Annotated in this window: 7 protein-coding genes; 2 read left to right on the top strand and 5 right to left on the bottom strand. The window is 47.6% G+C overall.

Annotation, left to right across the window (positions count from 1 at the left end; all coding sequences use genetic code 11):
* Positions 1-1014 precede the first annotated feature (1014 nt).
* Positions 1015-1347, top strand: a complete 333-nt coding sequence (locus IQ211_RS01785; RefSeq protein ID WP_189759364.1) for a DMT family transporter — start codon at positions 1015-1017, stop codon at positions 1345-1347.
* Positions 1348-1486: 139 nt separating this feature from the next.
* Positions 1487-1765, top strand: coding sequence for a putative hemolysin (locus IQ211_RS01790; protein ID WP_189759365.1), 279 nt, complete (start codon positions 1487-1489; stop codon positions 1763-1765).
* Between the two features lie 58 nt (positions 1766-1823).
* On the opposite strand, the gene IQ211_RS19990 is transcribed toward IQ211_RS01790, so the two are convergent.
* Genes IQ211_RS19990 through IQ211_RS01815 form a run of 5 tightly spaced genes read right to left on the bottom strand, consistent with a single transcriptional unit; the run spans position 1824 to position 24499 of the window.
* Positions 1824-4721, bottom strand: a complete 2898-nt coding sequence (locus IQ211_RS19990; protein ID WP_311062407.1) for a salicylate synthase — start codon at positions 4719-4721, stop codon at positions 1824-1826.
* A gap of 35 nt (positions 4722-4756) precedes the next feature.
* Entirely contained in the window at positions 4757-5560 is an 804-nt protein-coding gene (locus IQ211_RS01800; protein WP_223281673.1) for a thioesterase II family protein, read from the bottom strand.
* A complete protein-coding gene (locus IQ211_RS01805) occupies positions 5560-6657 on the bottom strand; it encodes a Gfo/Idh/MocA family oxidoreductase (RefSeq protein WP_189759367.1) in 1098 nt (365 codons plus the stop codon). Before IQ211_RS01805 ends, IQ211_RS01800 begins: the two co-directional genes overlap by 1 nt.
* Positions 6654-18404 carry a non-ribosomal peptide synthetase/type I polyketide synthase gene (locus IQ211_RS01810; RefSeq protein WP_189759368.1) on the bottom strand — a complete coding sequence of 3917 codons (11751 nt, stop codon included), beginning with the start codon at positions 18402-18404 and terminating at the stop codon, positions 6654-6656. Before IQ211_RS01810 ends, IQ211_RS01805 begins: the two co-directional genes overlap by 4 nt.
* The gene (locus IQ211_RS01815) at positions 18401-24499 is read right to left on the bottom strand and encodes a non-ribosomal peptide synthetase (protein WP_189759369.1); all 6099 of its coding nucleotides are present in this window, start codon (positions 24497-24499) and stop codon (positions 18401-18403) included. Before IQ211_RS01815 ends, IQ211_RS01810 begins: the two co-directional genes overlap by 4 nt.
* Positions 24500-24541 lie beyond the last annotated feature (42 nt).

Here is a 24541-nt window from a genome sequence, read left to right on the forward strand (position 1 = left end):
TCAGTGTTTGCCTAACCTTAATTTATTTATGTTTTGGCATTAACATAATTTATTACGTTATATCTGATGTTTTATGGTTTTTAACATCAGGTTATTATTTTATTTAATAAGTGTTGGCATGAGCTATCATGGTATCACTGCAACTAATCTCGCAATCTTTCAGCATTCTCCTTCATTTAAAATAGCTAATATTGTTTGTCCAAGGGTTTAAATTTTATTTTTTTGTCTATTTCAGTGTATATCTTCGACACTTATCCTGTTTCGCGCAGTTTGTTTTTATTTTCGAGAATAGTCATTATTTCCATCCATTATTCCATGATCATGATTTTATAGTCATAGTTCTTCAGGTTTCAATAGTGATAGTCATTTGTATTGAAGTCTATAATATTTTTATTTGTTATGGTTATATTTTTTAATTGCTTATGAATATAATGTTAGCTAAATAGGTTTTCATAATACTGAGAGTATCAGATGTTGGAGTTCCTTACCCCGCGCGGAGCGCGGGGTAAGGAATACTCCTATCATTTTGAAACGCTATTTAATTTAGTTTCTTTATGGTTACCTGTTGGTATTTAAATTGTTGTTATATACGCATTAAACTTCAAGTCGCAATTTACAACACGATATGAAGCCTGATTTCTCCCTACGAAGTAGGGAGAAATCACACGCATCTTGAAGTTAGATTGGTATAGTGTTTTTATCGCAAAAAAATAATTCCCTGTTCTTTTCTATATTGAAATAAATAATTTCTTTAGGTCATTTTCAGGATAAATTATTTGAGATGGTTTTTATAGGTAAAATAATATTGATGCCTGTGGATAGATTAACGAGGTAATCATTTTTATTTTATTGAGTCATTTCCTGCCAAATTTATATTTTATTTTTTCTTTATCGTTCTTTTTTTATCAAGAAAAAACACCTCATTTCGTTAAGGTATTCTGTTTTAAGTTATGGTAGATTAAGCGGTTTTTTTTTGAATCTGGTCTGTCGTATAACGTTGGCTTGGTGAGCAAGATGAATGTATGGGTTTATTTGTTTATCGCAATTTTGTCTGAAGTGATAGCGACAACAATGTTAAAAATGGCCGATGGTTTCACTCGCTTAGTGCCGTCTGTTGTTGTGGTGATGGGATATTGCTTATCATTTTGGGCGTTATCACAAGTTGTCAAGGTGATGCCTTTGGGGATTGCTTATGCTGTATGGTCTTGCCTTGGTATAGTTTTAGTTTCTATCGCGGGCATATTTTTATACCAACAAAAATTGGATCTACCGGCAATTATCGGTATTCTTCTTATTATTGTCGGTGTTTTAATAATCAATTTGTTTTCTAAAAGCACAGGGCATTGAGCTATACCAATCTAACTTCAAGTTGCCGCTGGCAAATCAATGTGATTGTTTATATCTCCCCGCTCCGCGGGGAGATATAAGACGCATCTTGAAAGGAAATTGGTATATACCCTCATCAGATAAGTAAACGGGAGAAAATATGCGGTTAAAGCGGGGAGTTATCCTTGTCGAGTTGTTGCTGGTAGGCGCTATATTAGCAGGTTGCAGCGGGCATCAAGCAAGCCGATACAAACATTATCAACCTTCTGATCTGGGTATTTATCTGAGTACAGATGCCAGTGAAAGTTGCTCTGATGCAGGGGGAATTCCGGCATTAACCAAGCAATTGGATGGTCATCAGGTCCCTGTTTGCCAGCTGGCGAACGGCCGTCGTTGTAATGAACAGGCTTTGTTGGATGGTGGGTGTACATCCTTTTAACGTAGGGAAAACCAGAGTGATATCTGGTTTTCCCTCGGCAGCCTATCCTAATAAACGTTTAATCTTCTTTGGTGGAATAAGGGCGAACATATTTCATAATGCACTCAAGTTTTTCACAGGTTTCCTGCCATTCTCTTTCTGGTCTTGAATCTCTGACCAACCCAGCACCAGCCTGAAGCCAGCAGCGTCCTTTATGCTGGTAGAGGGAGCGTAATACCAATGCGGCATCCAGTTTACCCGTACTATCCAGGAGCATGACACAACCACTATAAAGCTGGCGTGGTTCATCTTCATAACGAGAAATGGCTTGTAAAGCAGGTTGTTTCGGTATCCCTGACGCGGTGACTGCCGGGAATAAGGCAATAAATGCATCCCAACGGTTTTTGTCTGTGTGTAGCAACCCTTTTACTCGTGATGCCAAATGTTGTACCGAACCACGTTCACGAATCGCCATAAATTCTGAGACACAAAGCGTTTCTGGTTGACAAATCGGCGCTAATTCTTCTAATGCAAGTTTAACCGAAACAGCGTGTTCGGAAATTTCTTTCGGATCAGAAAGTAAATCGGCTCGCAGTTTCTGATCTTGCTCCTTGTCATGTGTTAATGCTCTGGTGCCAGCCAACGGTTGGGTATTAACCCAACCCGAACTTTCGGCTTCAACGACGGTTTCTGGACTGAAACCGTAAGCAGTGAAATCTCCATCACGTAAGAAGAAAGAGCGGGCAGGGGTGTTAGCCCGACGGCCTAGCCAGTAACTGTGTGTAATATCAATATTTGAACCAAGCTCGACTCGGCGTGACAGGATCACTTTTTGGTAGTGATCTGCGGCAATATCCTTAACTGCATTGGCAACGTTGTCTTGATAATGTTTTGCCGCGTCTGCTGTATTGATAATGTCTATCTCTTTTGTATGTGGGAAAACCGGTGTGCCTAATTGATCAGCCTGTTTGACTTTCTCACTCAATATAGATAGTTGCGCTTCTTCCAGTGTTCGTATCAGCACCTGCCCTTGAGTTATGCGTAATTCATGTTGTGGAATAGTAATTTTGATTAATGCTTCATCTTGTTTTTCTATTGCCATTCCATACGTCATATGGGAAAACTCAAATAATGTTTTGCCATAAGCACGCCAGTCTTTAATTGGAACCGCGTTGAGCACTTGTTCAAGTTTTTGGCTTAATGTATGGATATCATATGGATGATGACGGCCTTGTGAATCAATCAATTGCCCCGATGCATCTGCACTTATGGTTGCGGCGCAACCTATACCCAATGACCATTCACCTTTTATTTCATAGAGCGTACAAGGTTGTACATCATTATCGGCAAGTAAGTGGGTAACCAGATCTAACGGAGTGCTGGTAATAGCCATGGTGTGTTCATGATATTGCTGCATCAAGTGGTTATTTTCTGCTTGTGCCATCTGTACTAACTGGCGTTTGTCGATTTTTCCTACCGCGGTTAATGGCCAGTACGCCACAAATAACCATTGGTCAGGGATCTTATGACGCTGAACACCCTTCTGATGCAAGAATGCTTGTATGAGAGCAGGATCGGGTTGGCTGACACTGTTTGGCAGGCAAGCACAAATGCGTTCACCCAATAGTTCGTCTGGGACAGCGATAACAACGGCGTCATCAATATCTGGGTGTTGCAGCAGCAATGTTTCAACTTCTAGCGTTGAAATTTTTTCACCGCTGCGGTTGATCTGTTCTTTAATCCGTCCCTCAACGATCAGGTTGCCATCTGGTCTGATGCGGACCAAATCGCCTGTGCGGTAGAAGCCATCCGTGGTAAAAGCGACGGTATTGTGCTGTTCAGCACGGTAATACCCTGTAATGGTGTAGGGACCTCGTGTAATCAGTTCACCGACTTCCCCAGGTGCAACGGGTTGCAGATTGATATCAACAATTTTGATCTCATCTTCTTCTGACAATGGGCGCCCTTGGGTGTTAATGATAACCTCATAAGGATCATCTAATCGGGTATAGCACAGTAACCCTTCCGCTGTACCAAAGACTTGTTGCAAAGGGCCAAGGCGCGCCATAACTTGTGCTGCCAGTTCCGGTGTGAGCCTGCCACCACCAACTTGTAAGCAGCGCAGGGATGAAAGGTCGCTTTGTTCCCAATCACGCGCTTGTTCCCAGAGCCGTGCAAGAGCCGGAACTAATGCTAAGTGTGTTACCTTATGCTCTTCGATCAATGGCATAGCTTCATCACAACTCGCAGTATCACTGAGGAGTACACATCCTCCCTGAGAAAGCGTACCCAGGATCCCAGGGCTGCCTAACGTGAAGTTGTGTGCAACAGGCAATACCGCTAAATAGACGCTTTCAGTATTGACTGCGCACAGACGGGCGGAGAGCACAAAATCATAGGTGTAGGCATCGTGAGTACGTGGGATTAGTTTTGGTGTACCTGTCGTTCCGCCGGAAAGCAGAAGTACGGCGATATCGCCATAACTTGGGCCAATAATATTGAGCGGTTCATCCTCAATAGCGGTGAATGGGATAAATTCTTCTGCCTCTCCATCAACGATAATATGTTGCAGTTCGGGGCAAGATGCGGCAACTTCCCGTGCCATTTCCCGATAATCAAAGCCGTGGATACAATCAGGGATAATATAAGCCACCGGACGGGCAATCTGGCAAAGCGCTTGAACATCATGTGCCCGTTGGGTAGGCATTAATAATACTGGATGAGCGCCTAGCCTAAACAAAGCAAAACAGGTGACAACAAAGGAGATACGGTTAGGCAGTTGCACCATAACGTTATCACCACGGCGTATTCCACGATGATACAAACCGCTCGCCAGCCTTTCCGCAGCTTGATGGAGTTCATGGTAAGTGAGCCGCTGTTCTTGATAGATCAGCGCTGTTTTATTCCCCCAGATACTGGACCATCCGGCAAGCTGTTGATCCAGGGTTTTGCCATTCCAAAGATAGTTTGGCGTCATCGTCAGTGTGTTCTCTGGGATAGAAAAAGGTGCCATTATGCGAACTCCTTTGAATAAACATATTGCATAAATTGGGTAACGTGAAGAATAAAATTCTGTGGTTTTTGTGTAATGTAAAAATGATCGCCAGCAATTTCTTGGCAGCAATCCGCAAGATTTTGTTTGTCACTTGCAAGCCAATGGTGCCACTGTTGAACTTCCATAGCGGAAGCTTCTTGGTCCTCAGTGCCATAAAGCAACAATGTGGGGGTTTGTAGTTTTACTGAATCCGGCTGAATAGCATGGTAATAGTGTTCTGTAGCAAAAAAATCAGCCCGTAACATGGGTAAGAACAGGGCAAGTAGTTCAGGATCTTCCCGTAAAATCGGGCTGCAACCGCCAATATCAATCAATTGTTCAATGAATTCATGATCAGGCAATCCACTCAGTTTGCGGCGGGATTCAAGATGAGGGGCATGACATCCCGAAAGTACCAATGCCTTGGGAGCACAGTGATGTTGTTCAAGGTATCGGCAGGTTTCAAAAGCGACTTGCGCTCCCATGCTGTGGCCGACCAGTATCAGGTTTTCTCTCTGTGCGGGAGTCAACGATCTGATCACATCAGAAAGCGACTGAGCCAATGGCGTAATGCGGGTAACAGCATGTTCATTCATACGGCTGTCACGTCCGGGATAAATCACCAATGAAACTGCAATATCGGAATCTTCCAATGTGGACCAATTCCGAAATGCACTGGTACTGCCCCCGGCAAAGGGGCAGATGAGCAGCGTATATTTAGGTTTGCTATGCGTCGTCAGGCATGGACGGATCATCGGATGGACAGGAAGTTTCCACGTCATCAGTTTTCTTCCTTAATTAGCATCAATTGGGTTGGATCAATCCAGACGGGTGGCTGTAGCTCCTGAGTAACCGGCTCTCCCATCATACGTAAAATTTGTTGCCACAAGCCTGCCAGCCGCAATTGGTAGTCGTAGCTAAAAGCAGGGGGGCAGAGTGCCCCATTCAATACTGAATTCAAGGTATTGAGGAGGCGTGCCACACCTTCGGCACCATCACATTCAAATGCAGTCATCCAATTTTGCGTTGCCGGACAAAGAATTTGTGATGTTGTCTGGTGCAGATAAGCGCCTTCCGGCTGGCCGGCATGCAGGTAAAGACTCTGTCCATTATTCAGATGGTTTGGTGCATGAAGAACCGGTGTCCAGATAACCGGTCCATAGCTGGCTTCCTGCGTCAGATAACCGGCCGGCCAAATTAGCGTCATTTTATGCATGACCAGGTTGTGCATATCGGGATCTCTGGGGTCCAGATAGGATTGAACATCTAACGTTATTGTGGTTCCCGCTATGCTGAGTTCAAAGCGATGAAATGCATTGTTTCGCTGACCTACATAAGCTATCTCAATCTGTTCCGGGCAATGACAACCCTGTAACAACAGGTCAAGGGCGGAAAAAAGTAACTGGCGGCTGGTTGTCAGATAGCCACTTACCGGACGTTGCCGTGATAATTGCTCGATTTGATGAGCCGCATGTAACCAACTTCTGCCAGCCTGACATTGGCTGTAAAAGCTGTTTACCCAAAACATAGCATTATGCTGGTTAGCTGTTGATTGGTGTCTTTTGATCGCTTCTGCATCAAGAGGATGTTCCTGAATGACCGAAATGCCCCGCGCCAATAACGCCTGGGTTAATTGGTCGCCTTCGCCACCAATAACCTCTGCGCGTATGACCACACAGGCAATATCGATATCATCCGGCAATTCATCCAATGAACGGAATAGGGGGACATTGAAATCGCGGGCAAGTTGTTGTGAACGAGGGCTTCCTTGCGCCAGAATTCCGGCCAGTTCCAGATCTGACCGAGGCTGTAGAAACGCATTAAGATACAGTTCACCAAATTTTGAACCGACAATCAGAACCCGCCGTAGCTTTATCATATGTTCTCCTTAACAGTTGGAACTAAACTCAGGATGTTTTTCAGACACGCAACCAGAGAGCCGACATGTTTGTGGAATAGGCTGTAATGATCACCATCAAGCTGTGTCACATTGACTGGCCCAAAAGCCTGCCAACCAAGATCAGTTGAGGTAATGGTTGTTGAATCGAGGTAATCCATAAAATCAGGCAATGCCTGCCTTGCCCGAATAAGGCTGAAAGGTTGTGAAGTTTGTGGTGGACAATAGTCAAGCAATGCCCGCAGATTATGCTGCCAGATGGCGTAAAGCTCAGCCAGTGAGTTATCCATCTGTGCAGATTGCGGTAAGGCTTGGTGCAATGCTTGCAGGAAGGTTTCCGTGTTTGCTGTGATAGCGCTGTTGTCCAGCTCCAGCCCAGGGAACTGTCCTTGTAAATCGAGCAGGAAATGACGATGGCAGCATGTATCATCCAGCGTCAGATCCGTGCGCACATTCGGCGCGAAACTATCAATCAGGATGCAATGGGAAACACTTTCACCGGCAGCACGTAATTGATGGGCTATTTCATAAGCCACTAATCCACCGAAAGACCAACCCGCCAGTGCATAAGGTCCTTTAGGCTGGAATTTACGGATTTGACTGATGTAATCAGTGGCCAGCGCAACGACAGAAGGTTTATCGGTATTCATGCTTTCTGGCGCAAATGCCAGGCCAATCATGCGTTGGACGTCAAAATTGGCAGCCAAATGACGGTATCCCAACAGGTGCCCACCAATTGGATGGACGATAAACAAGGTAGAGTCTTCTAAGGTGGATCGTGCAATGTTCCCCTTGTTCAAGATCACGCCCTGACACGTATTTTCTGGTTGGTGCTCAATAAATTCCGCCAGTGAATGTACGGTATCGTAAGTTTGCAACAGGCTGAGTGGGTATTGGCGATTAAATGTCTGATTGATTTGCACCATTAACCGAACTGCTGCCAGAGAATCCCCACCAAGAGTAAAGAAACTTTCATGTACGTTAATATCTTGTTGCTCTAATACGGTCCCCCAAAGGTTTAATACCGTTTGTCCTGTCGCGCTGAGAGTCACTGATGGTGCTGAGTCACTTTCTTGCACTTTTTCAACCAGAGTCATTAATGTACGTCTGTCGATTTTACCGTTGTCGGATACGGGTATCGTATCGAGAATGATAAAGCGCTGTGGACACATCCAAACTGGCAAGGTTTGCTGCAACCAGTGCGGTAGTATCGGTAACAGTTCGGCAGATACTGGCGCAGTATCGGTTAAACGTAAGCCGGCGACGAGCTGCAATGCACCGTTTGACGTCGTATGCGCAAAGACTATCGCTTGTTGTATGTCAGGGTGTTCATATAAGCGATGCTCGATTTCGCCCAGTTCAATCCGGTAACCCCGAATTTTAATCTGGTGATCATTGCGTCCCAGAAATTCGATATTACCGTCTGGCCGCCAGCGACCTAAATCACCGGTACGGTAGAGCCGCTCACCTGTTTGGGGATGAATGATAAAGGCTTGTTGCGTTTTTTCTGTATCATTCCAATAACCCAAGGCAAGTCCACGTCCACCAATATAAAGCTCGCCGGTTACCCAGACCGGACAAGGTGACAATGCTGAATTAAGCACATAGAAAGTCTGATTAGCCAAAGGCTTGCCATAGGGAATGCTGCTCCAATCAGGCTCGACGTGTGCGATAGGATAAGCAATAGACCATATTGATGCTTCGGTTGCGCCGCCCAAACTGAGCAGGTTAAGCGCAGGGTGAAGGGCAGACAATTTTGCCGGCAAATGGGTGGGTATCCAGTCACCACTCATCAATATCCAACGCAGGCTATTTAGAGAATGAGAATAGCTTCGGGCATATTCCTCAAGCAGTTGCACAAATGCCGGCACGGAATTCCAAACAGTGACCGATTCTTGTTGTAACCATGTCAGCAGTTTGTCGGGTTGTTTAGTGTCTCCAGGAGCAGGAATAACCAGTTTTGCCCCACGGCTCAATGTGCCGAAGAGATCATAAACGGAAAGATCGAAGGTTAACTCTGATATTGCCAATACGCTATCGTGCTCATTGAGTGCAATGCGTTGATTAATATCCAGGATCGTGTTGACCGCACCCTGATGATCTATCATTACGCCCTTTGGTTTTCCGGTCGAGCCGGAGGTGAAGATGACATAAGCTAAATCTTCGGGGTGTACAGCTAAACGTTGTGCTTCGGTGACAGGTAAGTGATTGAGCCATGTTTCATCCAGAGAGATGACGTGGGTATGCTCAGGCCAATTCAGTTGTTGAGCAAACTTAGGTTGCGTCAGTACAGTATCAACTTTCCCTGATGCCAATAGCTGGTGGATCCGCTGTTGCGGATAACTGGCATCAATAGGCAGATAAGCCCGTCCTGCGAATAAAATTGCAAGAACGGCGACAACCTGTTCCCAGCCTTTTTCCATGACCACACCAATCAGGGATAAAGCCTGATTTTCCTGCGCTTGCAGATGGGCTGCCAGTGTCAGGCTTTGTGACCACAAAGTGCGGTAGTCAATCTGACGAGAGGTATCGACCACAGCGGTACGTTGTGGGTAACGATTTACTGCCTGTTCAATGAGCGAGCAGAGCGTGTGTGATGGAAACACGTTTTTTGTCGCATTACTGTTCTGGCACAAAGCGCGATCACTTGCTGGCAGCCAGTCAGGCAGCGGGGTATTCCATGAGTAATCCGGTTCGAGCAAGACAGTGATACACGCTTGATAATGGGCAAACATGTTTTCCGCAACCTGAGGCTGGAACAGTTGTGGCAAGATCGCCCATTGTATGGTGACACCACCTTCTGTGCCGGAAATTAACATACAGTCGAGATAAACATGGGGAGTTTGCGCACCAAAAAGATTGAGTGTTCCCAACCCTGCTGGTCCTTTACCCGCTGTGCCGGTTGTATCGTTGAATACAATTGGCATACCTGCGTTGAGGTTGTGGCGGTGTTGGTTTTTCTCCCTGAGTACCCGTTGCCCGTCAAACAGCGCGTGTTGAAGATCGGCCAGCCATTGCCGCTGTATCCGGCTTACAGCCTCACTGAACCCTGTGATATTACGCAGATCCACTTCCAGCAATGATGTGGTAGACAGATTGCCGACTAACATATCGCAATACTGAGGCATTAACAGGCGGTTACCATGCAGGACATTGATTGTAAAATGCTCGTTGCTGCTCCATACGGATAAAACATGGGTAAATAGCGTCAGCATCACTTGTGACGGTGATACGCGGTATTCTGCTGCACGCTGTTGCAAACGCTGCCATTGTTGTGAGCTGATATGTCCGGTCAGGCACTGTTGATTGAGTTGCTGTGACTGGTGATCTTGCAGTGGTAACACCGGAGCATCCGGCAACGAAGGTAAGCGATCAAGCCAGTATTGCCGGCTTTGTTGCCAGGTTTCTCCGGTTTCTTCATTCTCCAGTGCCTGAATATAGTCGCCAATCGTTGCTGCCGGTGGCGCTGGCTGCCAGTCAGGTTCCTGATACCAATGGTGTAAATCGCGCAGGATTAACGTCAGGCTTTTACCATCCGCAACCAACAGGTCAATGGTCAAATGCAATAAATGCGTCCGATCATCGGTATGGTACAGAGTTAAATCAAACAGCGGCCAGTTGTCGCTGGGAACGCCTTGAGTACGCAGCGTGTCGCGGGCATGATGCAGTTGCATCTCGCGTTCATTCGGCATCATGGCACGGCAATCAATAACTGTCGGTGTATAGCGGGGAACTTGCGGCAAAATATGATATTGCCCATCCTTCACATAACCACGTAGTTGCGCATGATGGCTTATCACACGGTTCCAGGCGCGGGTAAAACGAGGCAGATCAAGCCCGTTGATAGCCAGCTCAGCATAGAAATGAGCGATACCGTTACCAAATTGAAACAGTTGGCTCTCTCCCAGCCAATAAGCGTATTGCAGTGCGGTCAGTGGCAAAATTTGCTCAGATGCAGGCTCAGTTTGCTGCGATATCGCAAGTGTCTCTGAACGGGGTTCGGTTACCCGCAGAGTACGGCAAAATTCACTCAACTTAGGATGTTCGAATAACTGTTGCAGATTGGCTTGTTCGTAACCCTGACGACGTAGTTGCACGACCATTCGGGTGGCAATCAGGCTGTCACCGCCACTTTGGAAAAAGTCACTGTGGCGCTGTATTGACTGGGGCAGCAGTGAACGCCAGAGTGTAATGACTTGTTGTTCAATCTCATGAAGCTGATCATCTTCTGTGTCTGGTTGTCCGGTTTCCGCGATTAACGGTTGTGCCATGCTCTCTTTCGCTGTCACTATCAACGGCAATTGCTCTTGCTGTTGAATATGCAATGAGTAAGGCAAGGTAGAAAAGTGGGCGATTATTTCACTGATATTAAGCCGTGCTTGTTGTTCAGCTCGTGCCAGGATCAGTTGTTGATGCAGTTCAGGCCCGTTTTGCCCCGGCCATTCCAATGAAACCCGATAACCGGACTGCGTCAGGCAATTACGCCAACCCGCAAGTTCCATCAATGCACTATTACCATGATCATCACCGCGATCATCAACCCAGGCGTTAATACCTTCAATAAATCCGACACTGGTGAGTTGCATAGCACTTTCGCGTTTGGTTGATTCAATAATTAGCAACCATCCGCCGGCCTTCAATAATCGGGAGAGGCGCCGCAGGGTATTTTTCAGATGGAGTGCATCATGTAATACGTTAACCGCCATAATCAGGTCATAACCGGATGCAGGGTGCTGACTAAAATCAATACGCTGATTAATATCAAACAGGGCAAATTTTACCGTTTCGCCGTAGTGATGGAGTAACTGGCGTGCGTCATCCAGGAATAGCGGTGAAACATCAGTAAAATGGTAGTTTTGAATGGCGTGTGCATTGTGTGCCAATACCTTCTCTGAAGTTGCACCGGTTCCTGCTCCGACTTCCAGTACAGTGAAATGTTCGGATGTCTGACTCAATTGTCGGACAATTTCAGCGGCAGCCTGGTTCAGGCAACGTAATGCGGGGTTCTCACTGTAGAGGCTGGCAGTGATTTGTTTATCGGCAAACAGCAGTTCCAATGCATTGCCACGTCCGGCAAGCAGGCTGTCATGTTGTTCGATGCAGGTTGCTATATATCGGCTGATGGTTTGACACCACTGTGCATCATCCAGTTTTGCTGTAGGGGCTGGAACATGGCTAAGTGGTTGCAGACAACGGTATCCGTCAGCGATTTTTTCAATAAATCCCTGGCTATTGAACAATGCCAGCCATTGAGTCAGCAGGCGTTGATACTGTGGGGCCAGTTGTAAGCGTTGTTCAATCTCTGCACGAGAGTGATATTGTTGTACCGCAGTGAATAAGTTATGGCGCAGTAAAGTTTGGCTCAGGCCAAATAATGCTTGTTGCTCAATATGTTGCCAGGAACGTTCAAACGCTTGTTGTTCTGCTAACGTGGGGAGCGGTAAGGTATCGGTGTTGATAATCCGTGGTTCTGGCAGTGATAAGGGCAAATGATCTTCTGCAACCAACCACAGGTTGTAACCTTGTGTATCATCCTGACGTGGCTGAATTTCTGCCAGCCGTATTTCAGGCTTAGTACGCAGATAATGTTCGGCTTGACGCAATTCAGGGTGTTGTGGCCAGAAGTCATAACGCGTATGACCAGACGGTGGCGTATGCAGGTCGTAATACGCCATGTGTTCAGGCTGGCGGCAAATTTGCACTAACAGTGCATTATAAGCGGCAAACAGTGACTCAATAACGCCTGCCTCTAACACATTATCCATGCAGTACCAGTTAAACAGCAGATCACCATCGACTTCCATGACCTGATGATCTAACCAGACTTGTGGCGTCTGGCTCAGAACAAAGACCGGATCGCCCAGTAATTGGGTGATGGATTGTTTGATAGCGACGCCTTCTTGTGCCATTCCTAACATACTGGTGAAAACGACCGGTGTCAGCGGCTGCCTGTTTTGGGTTTCACCGTTTTGTTGGCGGCCAAGTTCCCGCAATACCTCAACACCATTGACATGGCTATGGCTCAACCGTTGCCAGAGCAAAGCCTGGGTTTTTTCCATGCTGGCTCGTAGGGACGTTGTCTTGCGTAAATCAAAATCCATCAACATCACCGAGGTAAAATCACCAATCAGCTCTTGCACCTCTGGATGGAAAGGTTGCCGGTTAAAGAATGTCAGGTTGAGCGTAAACAGCGGATGACGGCTGTACCATTCAAGGGTATGGGCAAACAGCGTCAACAGACCTGCAGAAGGGGTAACTCCCCATTTTTTCCAGCTTTGTTTGAGACATTGCCAGTCAGATTGTGCCAGTCGACCTTCATAAGTTGTGAATTGTGGTTGGCTACGTTGGGGCAATTGTGGCGCCAACGGTAATCGTGGTGCCGGTGGCAATGAAGGTAGTTGTTCCTGCCAGTATGCCCATGATGCCCGCCACTCTTTACTTTCACGTTGCGCTTGTTCTGCCATCACATAATCGCGGAAAGTAAATGCTTGTGGGGCCAGAGGTTGTTGATGATAAGCGAGTTGTAGATCATCCATCATGATCCTGAAACTCTGTACATCAAACTGCAACAGATCCAGGTTCATATGTAAGCGACAACGTTCATTCGGTAGCAGTGATACAGAGACGTCAAACAGTGGCCACTGTTCTGCCGGTGGTACTTGGTAGGAGAGAGTATGGCGACGCTGGGCTAACGCCTGTTCGCAGGCGGTATCATCCAGTGTACGCAAATCAGCCTGAGACAGAACATACCACGGTGTTTCCGGCAAGATCCTTTGTTGCCCGTCTTCATCGACTATCATGCGCAACATGCCATGACGCTGAATCAACGCATTCCATGCCTGTTCAAAACGCGGGATATCAAAGCTATCCAGTGCCAGATCCCATTCAAATAAGACGTGACAAGCAACACCACCAAAATCAATGGCCTGTGTACGACCAATCCAGTAGGCGTGCTGAATGGGTGTCAGAGGGAAGGGGGCGTGGCGCTGGGCGCTGTCAACAATCACCGCTGGTTGGGAAGAGATGACAGGCTGTTCAGGCAGGGCATCGCCAATGAGCGTATTAAGCCCCGCCAGCGTCATATTTTGGTAAGCCAAACCTGCGGTCAACCTAAAGCCAAATTGCTGGTGGATCGCCGCGTTTAACTCCAGGAATAGCAGGGAATCCAAACCGAATTGCAATAGATCTTGTTGCGGCTCTAAATGTTCAATCTGTTCCAGACGTAATAATGTTGCAACATGCTGACGCAGCCAGTTAAGCCGTTGTTCATTGTCCTGATACAACGTGTTATCGGCAGAAAGTGACGAGGTCGTATCGGAAACGTCAGCCTGTAAGCGCCGCAAAATATCAGGGTGATGTTCATCTAACCGCATTGCCAGATAGCAAGCAGATGAAGTATGCAAAGATTGGTTGAGATGCCAGATACCTTCATTTGTGCTGAACGGTAACATGCCATCTTGCGCCAGTTTTTCTACCAACCGTCGGTCGCTGGCCATACCAATGCCACCCCAAACGCCCCAAACCAACGTTTTAACCATTAATTGATTTGGTGCTGTCAGCGCTAAGGATTCCAGACAAGCGTTGGCGATTGCATAAGCACCTTGTCCTTGGGCACCTAGCATTGATGCAGCAGATGCGTGCAACAGCAGGTACTGTGCATGATGTTGTTGGAGCGCAGTTTGCAGTGCCGATGCGCTGTGAGCTTTGACGGATAATATTTGTGACAGATGTTGACGCTCAAGTTTTGCCAGTGGGGTGTGGTCAGCAATGCCTGCGGCATGGATCGCGCCAGCGATACGATCTTCTTGTGCCAGAGTTTGCACCGCATTTAGCAAGGCTGACGTATCAGTAACATCAAGGTTAACCCAACGTATTTCACATTCGTTACTCAATGACAATTCTTGTACAAAATCATCCCAATCCACCTGCTTGCGGCGGGCAAACACGGCAATTTTGCGCGCACCCTGGGCCAGCAACCAACGAATGGAAATGCGACCGATACCGCCCATTCCGCCCGTAATAATGTGCCAACCCTGATGAGGAATGGATACCGGCTGCGGTGATAATGGTAATGACTGGCGCTGTAAAACAGGAACAGCGATTTGGTTTCCACGTACTCGCAGCCAGCGATTGTGTACTTGATGGCCTTCATCCAGATAGCCAAGTGCGAATGATAACGCGTCAGCGTCGTTGACATCAGCGATATCAATCGCCTGAATGCGGCGATGGGGGTATTCTTCAACGGCAACACGCAGCAAGGCCCAAATAACATATTGGGCGGGATTGATATCCTCTTTTAACAAGGTGGATTCTGGTTGAGCGCAGCAGGTTATAACGGTTAACGGTGTTGTTTCGTCGCGTTTTAGTTCGTGAATAACCTGATCACATAATTCTGCAACATTATTGCCTGTGAGCAGCAATAACGTATTGCCACTTTCAGGTTGTAAATGAATACCGGCCTGACGCCAATGACTTATCGTCTCGCTATTTGCTGTTGAAGAGCGAAGCGTATAGGGCGTTGAAGATTTCTGTCTATCCGCGGTGTTTATTGGGCGCCAATGCAAGACATAGTGAGTATCAGGGCATGGTTGGGGGGCAGGAAGCCAGGCTTTTGCCATCGTTTGGGATGTCACTGATTGACGAGGCAGATCAGCACGATCACTTAACAGAGCGAATAGGCGCTCACCAGCATAAATTAGTGCCGGGAAAGCCGTGAATAAACGCGCCTCCAATAACCGGCGTCTGGCATAAGGCAAGGCACGGTAAGGACGATATATTTTACTTACCGCTGGAACGGAAATTTCCTGGTAATAGCCTTGCTGTACACAGTGGGTTAATAGCTGCTCCAGCAACGGACGCCAGCAGGGTTGTAGCCGACCAGCCCGAATGGTGTCGATAGCACTGAAACCTTGTTCAGTGTCACGCCCATGGCACTGATATATCAATGCATCGGTATACAACGCCCGCAATATTGCTGCATCAGGGCTTTGCTCAATGGCAGGATCAAGCAGGGAATTGACATCAAGCTCAATAGGGCTATTGGCTAAAGATTGTCCGGTTTTATTGGCAGGTAATTCGGTTGCAGAGAAGCTGTAATGCTGCTCATCAAATGGATAGAGTGGCGCATGGCATTTTACTCCGGTAAACGGGAAAAGATGCGGCCAGTCAAGATGCGCACCGGCACAGTAAAGTTGCATAAGTGCCGTTTGTTGAGTTGCCTCTGGGGAACGTTGACGATGTGTACTCGCAATCCAGGTTTCCTGCGGCAGACTGCCACGTCGTCCGATCCCTGTTAGCTGTGCATCAGCCCCAAATTCCATGAACAGTGCAACACCTTGCTGGCGGGCAAACTCGATGGCCTGGTGATAACGTACCGTGTGGCGCATATGGCTACACCAGTAATCTGGTGAGCCTAATTGCTCATCACTTGCCAGATTAGCTGTCAAGGTAGAAATGAGCGGAATTTCTCCCGATGCAGGTTGTAACCGACTGCAATACAGGGAAAAGTCTGCCAGAACAGGATCAAGCATGGCTGAATGTGCGGCACAAGCAACCTTAAGCCGTTGGCAGCGGATCTGCTGCTGTGCCAGACGTTGTGCCAGAAGCTCAATTTCTGTCTCAGTGCCGGCCCAAACCCAGTGTTGTGGGCCATTGCAAACAGCCAGATCCAAAGATAATGAATCAGTAACAGGACAAATATCTTCTTCGTTGGCAAAGACTGCCAGCATTGCTCCTCCTTGGGAGCAGTTTTGCATCAGTTTGCCACGAGCGGCGACCAGCGGCATGATTTGTTCAGGCGTAAAAATTCCGGCAACAACGGCAGCTGCGAATTCACCAACGGAATGTCCAAGTACATAATCCGGTTTTAGCCCAAGTGCACGCCAATGGGCTGCCAATGCAATTTGGTGTGCCACAATAGCCGGTTGTGCATATTCGGTAGTCGCTAATGCAGCATCATGCTCGCCGAACATAACGGCTTTTAATGGCAGCGCTAACTCGCAAGCACAGGCCGCACAGCAACGATCTAACATGGCGGAGAAAACCGGAGAGCTGGCATACATGGCTTTTCCCATGCCAGGCCATTGGCATCCCTGACCGCTGAATTGCCACAATTGCTTGTTTTCATTCTTAGCTTGTCCGCTAAAAATGTTCGGTGTTGGTATATTGCCCGCAAAAGCGGATAAACTGGCCGCATTTTTCTCTATATCGTGTGGTGATATTGTCAGCGCTAAACGCCAGGGCAGTGAAATATCGCGCCCTTGTAATGCAGTCCAGGCCAGATCGGCATAACGTTCAGGGGTATTATTGAGCGCAGTCGCGTAACGTTGTGCCAATTGACGCAATGAGGATTCAGAAGCTGCGGAGAGCAGCAACGGCGCTGTTGGTGAATGATTGACATCACGGCGGCGTAATTCTGTTGGCAATGATTGCACCACAATATGACAGTTGGTGCCGCCAATACCGAATGAAGAAACGCCGGCAGTTCGTAATTCTTGCGTCCAACGTTGTCCTTGTGTTGCCAGCCTGAATGGGCTTTCTTGCAACCGTAATGCCGGATTGGGTTGCTGTACATTGATTGTTGGAGGAATGTAACCATGCCAGACGGACAGAACCGCTTTGATCAAACTGACAATGCCTGCGGCAGTATCGAGATGGCCGATGTTGCTTTTCACGGAGCCAAGGTAACAAGGCGGTACTGATCCACTGCGGTCAGAGAATACAGTGCGTAATGCATCAACTTCTATGGGATCACCAAGGGGTGTTCCTGTGCCATGCGCTTCAATCATGCCGATGTCATCAATGCCGACATCAGCCAGTTGTAATGCTTCGCTAATCACACGGCGTTGGCCATTCACTGAAGGTGCAGTAAAGCCTACTTTTTCGTTGCCATCGTTATTAATGGCACTGCCACGCAACACGGCCATGATGGGATCGCCGTCGCGTAAGGCATCACTCAGACGCTTCAATGCAACAACACCAACACCATTGCCACCGTAGGTGCCATTTGCCTGGCTATCAAAAGGACGACAATGCCCGTCAGGTGAGAAGATCATCCCTGGTTGATACAAGTAACCACTTTCTTGTGGGAAAGAAACCGCCACACCACCGGCCAGAGCCATGTCACACTCACCGGAACGCAGGTTCTCGCAAGCCATATGTACGGCAACCAGTGAGCTTGAGCAGGCTGTTTGTACGGTGAGGGCAGGACCTTTCAGATTTAATTTATAGGCAGTACGAGTCGCAAGATAATCTTTATCGTTACTCATTAATGCCTGTAACCCTTTCACTTTGCCAACATCGGTCATTGCAAACTGTGACCATGAAGGCCAGGTACTGATCCGGCTGCTACCAAAGACACCGGTTTTCAGGGCGATATTCCGGGGCGCATAACCGGCATGTTCAAGCGCGTGCCAGGCTGTTTGCAGGAATAGACGCTGTTGAGGATCGAGCATTTCTGCTTCCTGACGCGAATAGCCAAACAGTGTGGCATCAAATTGTTCCGCGTTTTCCAGTATTGCCGCCTGATTGACAAAGTTTTCACTATCAATGACTTCAGGAGGAATACCTGCATCTAATAATGTTTGACGGGAAAGTGTCGTCGTACACTCAACCCCCTGTTGCAGGTTATGCCAAAAAGTATCGCTATCTGGTGCCTGCGGAAAACGACAGGCAAGGCCAATCACTGCGATGGGATCGCAATTATCGTAGTGAGGCGTTAAGTTAGTCATTGTACAGCTCCTTTATGACGTTTTTCCCGTTGTTGCAGACGCTTTTGTTGTTGACGTTGACGAAGGGTAATCGACGGGTTGTTTCCGTCTGGTGTCTCTTTACGGCAACGCAAACTGAGCGCCTCTGGTGTCGGATAAGCAAATAAATCAGTAACAGCAAGATGCTGGAAGCCCGCATGTTGTAATTTGTTATGCAGTTGAATGAGCTGTAACGAGCTGGCTCCTGCCTCAAAAAAGTTCTGTTGTGCATTTATCGGACAATGGGTTACAGATAAAAACAAGCGTTGAATTTCACTGCATATTTGTGGCTCGGCGCCTTCTAGGCGTGATGGTGCCATCGCCACAACAGGATTATCTGTAACGACCGTGTCTTGCTGGCGTGGCAGCAATTGCTCTAAAGCTGAATGCCAACTTTCCGGTTGTATAACGAGCGTGCGCAATAGCGCCATATAGCTGTTGAACATGCTTTGTAACTGGTGTGGCTCAAATAATTCTTCGACTGCGTCCCAGTTCAGGCAAAGTTCATTGTCAGATTCGTAAACCTGGTGATCCAGCCAGATTTGTGGCGTTTGCGAGATCCCCCAAACCGGTTTCATCCATGATGAACGTGACAGGAACTGTCCTTCATGGGTTCCCAACGCACTGGTGAAAACGACTGGCATAACGGCAGAGTCGGGACCACGGCGCTGTGCCAGTTCACGCATCACTCTGATCGCTGAAATATGGCGGTGATCCAGATCTTGCCATAGCTGTTGTTGCAGCCGACGCGCACTTGATAACCAGTTCTTCTCTGGATGCCAGGCCAGTAGTGACAATGAGGTGAAATCACCCAAAATATGTTTGATATCCTCATGCCAGTGTGGGCGATCAAACAGCGTCAGATTAAGGGTTAGCTCCGGTCTGGTACTGAATGCGGACAGCACGGCTGCATAAGCGGCAAGCAGGAGCGCAGAAGGTGTTATTTGGTGGGAGGCCGCCTGTTGTTTTAACTGCTCCCATTCCTGTGCAGATAACCGATCGCTATAGCGCACAAAATGCGGGGATTGGACATTTTCCGGTGCAATACGCAATGGTAATTGCGGGGCCAATGGCAATGTTTTCACTCGCTCTTGCCAGTATTGCAGTGAACGCTGGTGTACCGGCATTTGTTGTTGGCGTAATACACAATCACGGAATGTCACTTTCAGTGGCGGTAATGTGTGCTGTTCGTTGAGATATAGCTGCTCTAATTCAGCCAGCAATATCTGCATACTTAACCCGTCTAATAACAGGTTATCCAGACTAACAAATAGTCGGGAGACTGGACTGTTGTCTTGTGCAAGTTGGAAATCGAACACCGGCCAGCGACTGACATCTAATACTTGATGTGACAGGTGGTCGCGTAAGGTGTCTGCTTCAGTCATATCAGCAAATCGGTGTTGTTTAACGGAGAAAAGCGGGACATTTTGCAATATCTGTTGTTGTCCATTAATCACAACTGTCCTGAGCATCGGATGACGTTGGATCAGGCGATTTAACACACGATTCAGGCGCTGAACATCTAATTGTTCTATCCGGTATTCGATAAAGAAATGTGCACCAATGCCGCTTAGAGCAAAACCAGGATAGCGCCCGACCAGATAAGCTTGCTGAACTTCGGTCAATGGGAAAGGCTGATATTCATCTTGCTCTTCGGGTATTGCATAGGCTTCTGATGCAGTTTCAGATAAATAAGTTAGTGTTGAGGCAAACGCCGCCAATTGCGGGTGACGGAACAGGTGGCTGAGTTCGCCTTTGAAGCCTTGTTGTGCCAGGTCACCAATCAAACGGGTAGCTAAAAGGCTGTCACCGCCAAGTTGGAAAAAGTCGCTGTTACGGCCCAATTGCTCTGTATTTAGCAGGCGTTGCCAACTATCGGCAACGGTTTGCTCCACCGCATTTAGTGCGGTTATTTCAGGCTGAGGCGTCGCTGTATCTGTTTTTGTGGCGAACTGAGATTGTGCCAGCGCCTTGCGGTCGATTTTGCCGTTAGGAGTCAGGGGCAGGTGCGGGATAACATGCAAGCTCTGTGGGATCATATACCCTGGCAAATGTTGTGCCAAAGCGGATTTAATTTTTTCCCGATCAGGTATGGTGACGTTGTCACTTGTTTGCATCAACAACACACTCAAGTTACCGATAGTAATCGGTGTTTCCGCATGCAATGGAAGAAGAGATAACCACTCTGACGCAGAACGTAACTGAATACCTTGGGGTGAAAGTAACTCCGCGGTAATCAGGGAAATAGGGGAGGCTTGTTGTAACTCCATTGCCAATACCAGCGCTCCCGGTTGTGCCAGTGGAAGCAACGCTTTGATGCAACGTGTTGGATCTTCCTCACGGTGTAATACATTGTTTAGCAGGATGATATCTGCCTGATGTTGTTGCGATTCTGGCCGGTTTTTCTCAGACCAATATTGTGCTGATGCGTGAGTATAGCCACTTAATCTTGTCTGCATCTGGTTAATCAGAGCCTGAGAACGTTCAAAACCGATATAAGACAGATGTTGGTCAGTGATATGTTCTGCCAGCCACTGAGCACAGAGGCCGCTGCGGGCATCGAACTCCATCAAAGTAACGGGGCGTTGTAACCGCTGGGACAGGGCAATGATGACGTGTTTCAACCCTGCCAGCCATTGCTGGGTTTCTGGTTGGACAAAGAGCAGTTGCTCCGGTGCAAATTGCGGATCATCAAGTAATGTGACGGCTGCCTGCTGTCCGGTAAGAATATTACGCAGCGTAGAATGCCAGCGTGCAGGAATGCATTTTGCTTCATGACTGAATGAGGTGGCTGGCAATCCAGCCTGATAGATATGATGTGCAGGTTCAGTCAATAAATTGCATCGGCAAAGGTACGTCAGCATACGGGCAAACCAGTGATGGTATTCCGGCTGAGGTTGATATTGCGTCAGACAATCAGTGAGCGATTGCGGTGAAGTCAATGTAATGCCATAACGCGACAGGTGTTCAAGCAGGAATGGCGCAACTTCGTCATGATGATTATCATCGGTTATTGCCTGCATTGCAGGGAACAGATCACGATAGTGTGTTGGTAATTGTGGGGCACGATTTATGCGTTGGCATAAAGTATCACCTTCCAATTCCAGGAATGCCACCAGAGACTTTTCTTTTTCACCACGGGCTAAGGCAACACCTTTACTGATACCGGTTACTTGACTGAGGGCGGCATCAATTTCTCCCAGTTCAATCCGGTAACCCCCAATTTTCACCTGGCTATCACGGCGTCCCATAAATTCAAGCCAGCCTTCGGGGTGATAACAACCCAGATCTCCAGTACGATACCAGCGTTCTCCCTGATCAATAACAAATTGGGTAGCCGTGCGTTCTTCATCATTAAAATAGCCTAGCGCTACACCAGCACCACCAATCCACAGTTCACCGACAACCCAGTCAGGGCAATCACGGCCATCTTCACCAACTACGCGGTAACGCTGGTTAGTGAGAGGATATCCATAAGGGATAGAACGCCACTGCGGGTCAATTTCCTTCACGATATATTCATTTGACCAGATAGCCGCTTCCGTTGCGCCTCCCATTGCACTTAATACACCATCAGGATTGAACGCACGGTAACGCTCAGGCAGTGACAAACCGATCCAATCCCCGGACAACATCACAGTACGAAGTGTTTTCGGGGCATCAACCTCCATCCCTTCACAATAGGTCAGCAACATATCAAACAGTGCCGGTACACTGTTCCACAACGTAACGTGATGACGCTCGATCAGCATTTCCCAGGTTGATGGATCGCGGCGTTGTGCTTCATCAATTAATACCAGTGCGCCTCCTGCACTGAGAATGCCAAAAATGTCATATACAGAGAGGTCGAAATGCAGGGCAGAGAGTGCCAGTAAACGGTCATGGCTTTGTACCTGATGACGGCGATTGATATCCAGACAGGTATTCAGTGCGCTTTGATGGCTAATCACCACACCTTTTGGCATCCCAGTTGAACCAGAAGTATAAATGATATAAGCCGGATCAGTCACCGCGCGCTTAGCCATGTGAGTTAAGGGCAGTAACGGCTCATTTTGATGCCAGGAAATGCAATGTATATCCTGTGACCAGGTATTATTCTGCTGCTTAGGATCAATAATAACGACATTGATTCCGGCACTTTCACAGATAGCGCGACGTCGGCTTAGTGGTTGATCTACGGGAACCGGAACATAAACACCGCCGGCATAAAGTACAGCGAGCACAGCGACAATTTGTCCGATGCCTTTTTCCATGCTAATGGCAACGCGATCTCCCGGTATAACCGACGTTTTTTGCAGTACGGCGGCTAATCGGCGGGCGGCCAGACTGAGGTCGCCATAACTTATTTGTTCATGATGGGCTATTAAAGCCACAGCATTTGGTGTGCGTTCTGCTTGTGTAAACACCGCTTCATGCAACAAAGCATTAGGTAACGGTTCAACCGTGTTATTAATTTGGTGTCGCAGACGGTATTGCGACTCAGGCATCAGATCCGGTAATTTTTCGTGCCATTGGGTTGCGTTTTCCGTCAGGTTTTCAATCAGTCCTTGATAGGTTGTGAATAGCGTATCCATCAGGCCGTCAGGGAAAAGTTCATCGTTGCTATCCCACTGGATGTTCAGGGCGTTTTCATGTTCAAAGGCAACAAAATCCAGCCATACCTGGGGAGTTTGTGATATTCCCCAGCTTGGTTTTCCCAGGACATCACCGGTATTTTCACCATATAAAGGCCGGCCTAAATTGCTGGTGAACACAACCGGTGCACCATGTGGGTGGTTACCTCGCTTCTTGAGTTCACGCAGCACTTCGACACCAGACCAGTGACGATGTTCGTAAGCCTCGGTAAATGTTGCTTGTGCATCCTGAGCCAGTTGGCTGAACGGTAAATTATCGCCGGGGATGTCCAATAGCAAAATATTGGTAAAATCGGCCAGAATGTTGTCAACCGCGTTATGTAGCGGAGCTCTGTCAAATAGCGTTAGGTTGAACAACAAGCGTGTTGCATTGCTCCAACGGCACAATAAAGCGGCAAATGCCGTCGCTAATGCCATCGTTGGCGTCACGCCATTTTGTTGCGCGAGTTGTTTAAAACGTTCCCAATGTTCAGGCGATAAACGAAAACACCTGCGCTGGATCCGAACATTTTTTATCAGAGAAGGATCTCTGGCCAGAGGAAGTTGAGGGGCAGGTGGCAAGGTGTCTAATCGGTTACGCCAGAATTCCTCTGCTTCCTGCCGGGCTTGCTTAAATTGAGCCTGATATTGTGTCAGGTAACTGCAAAAATCATAGTCGGAAGAAATAGCAGGCAGGCTGCGTTTGGCAATTAATGCCGCCAGTTCGGTAAAGAATAGGCTAAAACTGGCGGCATCCATGATCAGCAGATCGATATTGGCATGTAGACGATGTTGTTTATCACCAAACAGGCTAAGCTGAATATCAAACGTTTCCCCTTCTGCAACTCGTAATACACGATGGCTTAATTGGTTACGTATGTTATCCAGCGCTTGTTGCTGTTCATCAATTGACTGATGGCGGAGATCGTGAACCGTTAATTTTTTCCAGTAAGCGCGGGGCATACCTTGCTGGCGACCATCCGGCAAAAAACGCACACGTAACATCGGATGGCGCTGGATCAGTAGGTGAATAGCCGCTTCCAGTCGTTCAGGCTCCAGCCCGATACCATCAAACTCATGATATAAATGACAACCTACGCCTCCCAACGTTTGCTCCGGTGAACGCCCAACAAAATAAGCATGTTGTACCGCCGTCAATGGGAATGGGTTAGCATCAACAATCCGTGGCTGTGGCGTTGTCTCTTGGGAAACTGTATGAGTGACGACAGGGGCATAGCGTTGCAGCAGCTGACTCCAGGCATACAGCGTTGGCTCTTGGTAAAGTTCGCGCAGAGTGACACGATGGCCCTGGCGTCTAAACTGGTTTAGCAATGCCATGATTTGCATTGAATCCAGTCCATTGCGAATTAAATCGTCATGATCGCCCACCAAAATATTTTTTTGATTAAACAGGCCAGCGATAAGCTGGCGCAGTGAATCAGGAGAGTGAAGGTCCGTGTGCATGAGTAAATCCTATAAAATGACAGTACCTAGAAAATCAAATGG

Source organism: Xenorhabdus griffiniae (genome assembly GCF_015163655.1).
GTDB classification, from domain to species: Bacteria; Pseudomonadota; Gammaproteobacteria; order Enterobacterales; family Enterobacteriaceae; genus Xenorhabdus; species Xenorhabdus griffiniae.

Coding starts and splice junctions, on each gene's coding strand:
- IQ211_RS01785 (WP_189759364.1), top strand. CDS start 1,015: ATGAATGTATGGGTTTATTTGTTTATCGCAATTTTGTCTGAAGTGATA.
- IQ211_RS01800 (WP_223281673.1), bottom strand. CDS start 5,560: ATGACGTGGAAACTTCCTGTCCATCCGATGATCCGTCCATGCCTGACG.
- IQ211_RS01815 (WP_189759369.1), bottom strand. CDS start 24,499: ATGCACACGGACCTTCACTCTCCTGATTCACTGCGCCAGCTTATCGCT.
- IQ211_RS01810 (WP_189759368.1), bottom strand. CDS start 18,404: ATGACTAACTTAACGCCTCACTACGATAATTGCGATCCCATCGCAGTG.
- IQ211_RS01805 (WP_189759367.1), bottom strand. CDS start 6,657: ATGATAAAGCTACGGCGGGTTCTGATTGTCGGTTCAAAATTTGGTGAA.
- IQ211_RS19990 (WP_311062407.1), bottom strand. CDS start 4,721: ATGACGCCAAACTATCTTTGGAATGGCAAAACCCTGGATCAACAGCTT.
- IQ211_RS01790 (WP_189759365.1), top strand. CDS start 1,487: ATGCGGTTAAAGCGGGGAGTTATCCTTGTCGAGTTGTTGCTGGTAGGC.